The following is a 3090-nucleotide window of genomic DNA, read 5'->3' as shown; positions in this document are numbered from 1 at the left end:
GCCGAGGGTGGAGCAGTTCGCGGCGCGGGTGGAGCAGGCGCTGGGGCTGGGGCAGGCGAGGGGCCAGAGGCCCGCGCTGGAGCGGGTGGAACGGGAGGGCGCGCTGCCGGTGTCCTTCGCGCAGCAGCGGCTGTGGCTGCTGGAGCAGCTCCATCCGGGGAGGGCTGTCTACAACGTCCCGCTGGCCCTGCGCCTGCGCGGGAGCCTCCATGTGGAGGCGCTGCGCCGCACCTTCGCGGAAATCGTCAGCCGGCATGAGGCGCTGCGCACCACCTTCCTGCTCCGTGATGGGCAGCCCTTGCAGCAGATCCACCCCGCGCCCGCCGGGTGGGAGCTGCCCGTGGAGGACCTGAGCGCGCTGGAGGCCACCGAGCGCGAGACCACCGCGCGGCGGCGCCTGGACGAGGAGGCCCGCCGCCCGTTCGAGCTGGCCACGGGCCCGCTGCTGAGGACGGGCCTGCTGCGCCTGGGGCTTGACGAGCATGTCCTGGTGCTCACCATGCATCACATCGTCTCGGACGGCTGGTCCCTGGGGGTGCTGGTGCGTGAGGCGGCCGCGCTGTACTCCGCCTTCGTGCAGGCCCGGCCCTCACCGCTACCGCCGCTGCCGGTGCAGTACGCGGAGTTCGCCGTGTGGCACCGCCAGCAGATGGAGGCGGAGGGCCTCGGGGCACGGCTCGACGCCCTGCGAGCCAGCCTCCAAGGCGCTCCCGCGCTGGAGCTCGCCACCGACTTCCCACGCCCCACGACACGGAGCTTCCGGGGCGGCACGCACGCCTTCTCCCTGCCCGCGCCCCTGGTGGCGGCCCTCGAGAAGGTGGGGCGGGAGAATGGCGCCACCCTCTTCATGGTGCTGCTGGCCGCGTACGAGTCACTGCTGGCCCGCTACTCCGGCCAGGACGACTTCTGCATCGGCACGCCCACCGCCCACCGGGCCCGCCCCGAGTTCGAGCAGCTCATCGGCTTCTTCGTGAACACCCTGGTGCTGCGGGCCCGCCTGGGTGGCGGGCCGACGTTCACCGACCTGGTCGGCCGTGTCAGGGAGGCGGCGCTGACCGCGTTCGCCCACCAGGACGTGCCCTTCGACAGGTTGGTGGAGGCGCTGGGCGGAGCGCGCGACCCGGGGCGCTCGCCGCTGTTCCAGGCCATGTTCGTGCTGCAGAACGCTCCGCTGCAGGCCCCCGCGCTGCCGGGGCTGCGGGTGGACCTGCTGCCCTGTACGACAGGCACGTCCAAGTTCGACCTGACGCTCTCGTTCCTGGAGCGGGACGGGGCGCTGGACGGCCAGCTGGAGTACAGCCTGGAGCTGTTCGAGCCCGCCACGGCCCGGCGGATGGTCGAGCACCTGCGCGTGCTGCTGGAGGCCGCGGCCAGGGACCCCCGGTGCCGCGTCAGCGAGCTCTCCCTGCTCACCCCGGCCGAGCGCCGCGATGTGCTGGAGGCGTGGAACGACACGCGCGCGGACTTCCCGGCGGACACCACCTTCCACGCCCTCTTCCAGGCCCAGGCCCGGCGCACGCCGCACGCGCTCGCGGTCTCCTTCGAGGACCACGCCCTCACGTATGGCGAACTGGAGGCGCGCTCCAACCAGCTCGCCTGGCATCTGCTGTCGCTGGGGCTGAAGCCCGAGGCGCGCGTGGGCCTGTACGTGGGGCGGGGCCTGGAGATGGTGGTGGGCCTGCTGGGCATCCTCAAGGCGGGAGGCGCCTTCGTACCGCTGGATTCCTCCTGGCCTACCTCGCGCCTGGCGCTGACGCTCCAGGACTGCGCCGCCCCCGTGCTGCTCACCCTGCGGCGCCTGGACACCTCCTGGCTGCCGGACGGGGTCCAGGTCGTGTGCCTCGACTCGCCGGAGGCACTGCCCGCCTCGCTGCCGACGCACCCCGTGGCGCCCGCCGCTTCGTCCGGCAGCCTCGCGTACGTCATCTACACCTCGGGCAGCACGGGCACGCCCAAGGGCGTGATGGTCCAGCACCGCTCCATGGCGAACCTGCGCCAGGCGTTGGCGGCCACGGTGTATGCGGGCCAGCCCCCGGGCCTGCGGGTGAGCGTCAATGCGCCGCTGGTCTTCGACGCCGCCATCAAGCAGATCGTCCAGCTGCTCGACGGCCACTGCCTCTGCATCGTCCCCGAGGACGCCCGGCAGGACCCCCAGACACTGCTGGGCTGGCTGCGGCGGCACCGCGTGGACGTGCTCGACTGCACGCCCTCCCTGTTGCGGATGGTGGTCCAGGCCGGCCTGTTCGAGGCGGAGCTCGCACCGCGCCTGCTGGTGCCCGGAGGCGAGGCCATTGACGAGGCCTTCTGGCGTCAGCTGGCCGCCGCGCCTCACACCCGCACCTTCAACGTCTATGGGCCCACCGAGTGCACGGTGGACTCCACCGCCTGCCTCGTGCGGGCCGGCGTCCCGCCTTCCATCGGTGGGCCCCTGGCCAACGTCCAGGTCTACGTCCTGGATGCCCACCTGCAGCCGGTCCCCCCGGGCGTACCCGGCGAGCTGTTCATCGGCGGCGAGGGCGTGGCGCGTGGCTACCTGGGCCGCCCCGCGCTGACCGCCGAGCGCTTCATCCCGCACCCCTTCAGCCGCGAGTCCGGCACACGCCTCTACCGCACGGGGGACACGGTGCGCTGGCTGGCGGGAGGCACGCTGGAGTTCATGGGTCGCAATGACTCGCAGGTGAAGGTCCGTGGCTTCCGCATCGAGCTGGGGGAGGTGGAGGCCGCGCTGCGGGTCCACCCCCGGGTGCGGCAGGCCCTGGTGGTGGTGCACACGGCTCCCTCCGGCGACAAGCGCCTCGTCGCCTACGTGGTCCCCTCCCAGGCTCCTTCGGAGGAGGGCGTGCCGCCGCGGGACGCCGCGCTGGACGTGGCGCAGCTGCGCGGTCACCTGACGCATCACCTGCCCGAGTACATGGTGCCCGCGGCGTACGTGGCACTGGAGCGGCTGCCGCTGAACGCGAACGGGAAGGTGGACCGCCAGGCGCTGCCGGAGCCGGAGTGGGAGCGGGAGAAGGAGGAGGGGGAGGAGAGGACGCCGATGCAGGAGGTGCTGTGCGGGGTATGGGCGTCGGTGCTGGGGCTGGAGAAGGT

At 72.9% G+C, this 3090-nt stretch carries 1 protein-coding gene; it reads left to right on the top strand.

The features are described from left to right. On the top strand, nt 1-3090 hold a 3090-nt coding region (locus G4D87_RS36000; protein WP_163787320.1), incomplete at both ends, for a non-ribosomal peptide synthetase.

This window comes from Myxococcus vastator (genome assembly GCF_010894475.1).
Classification (GTDB): domain Bacteria; phylum Myxococcota; class Myxococcia; order Myxococcales; family Myxococcaceae; genus Myxococcus; species Myxococcus vastator.
This window is presented reverse-complemented; position numbering and strand designations above follow the sequence as displayed.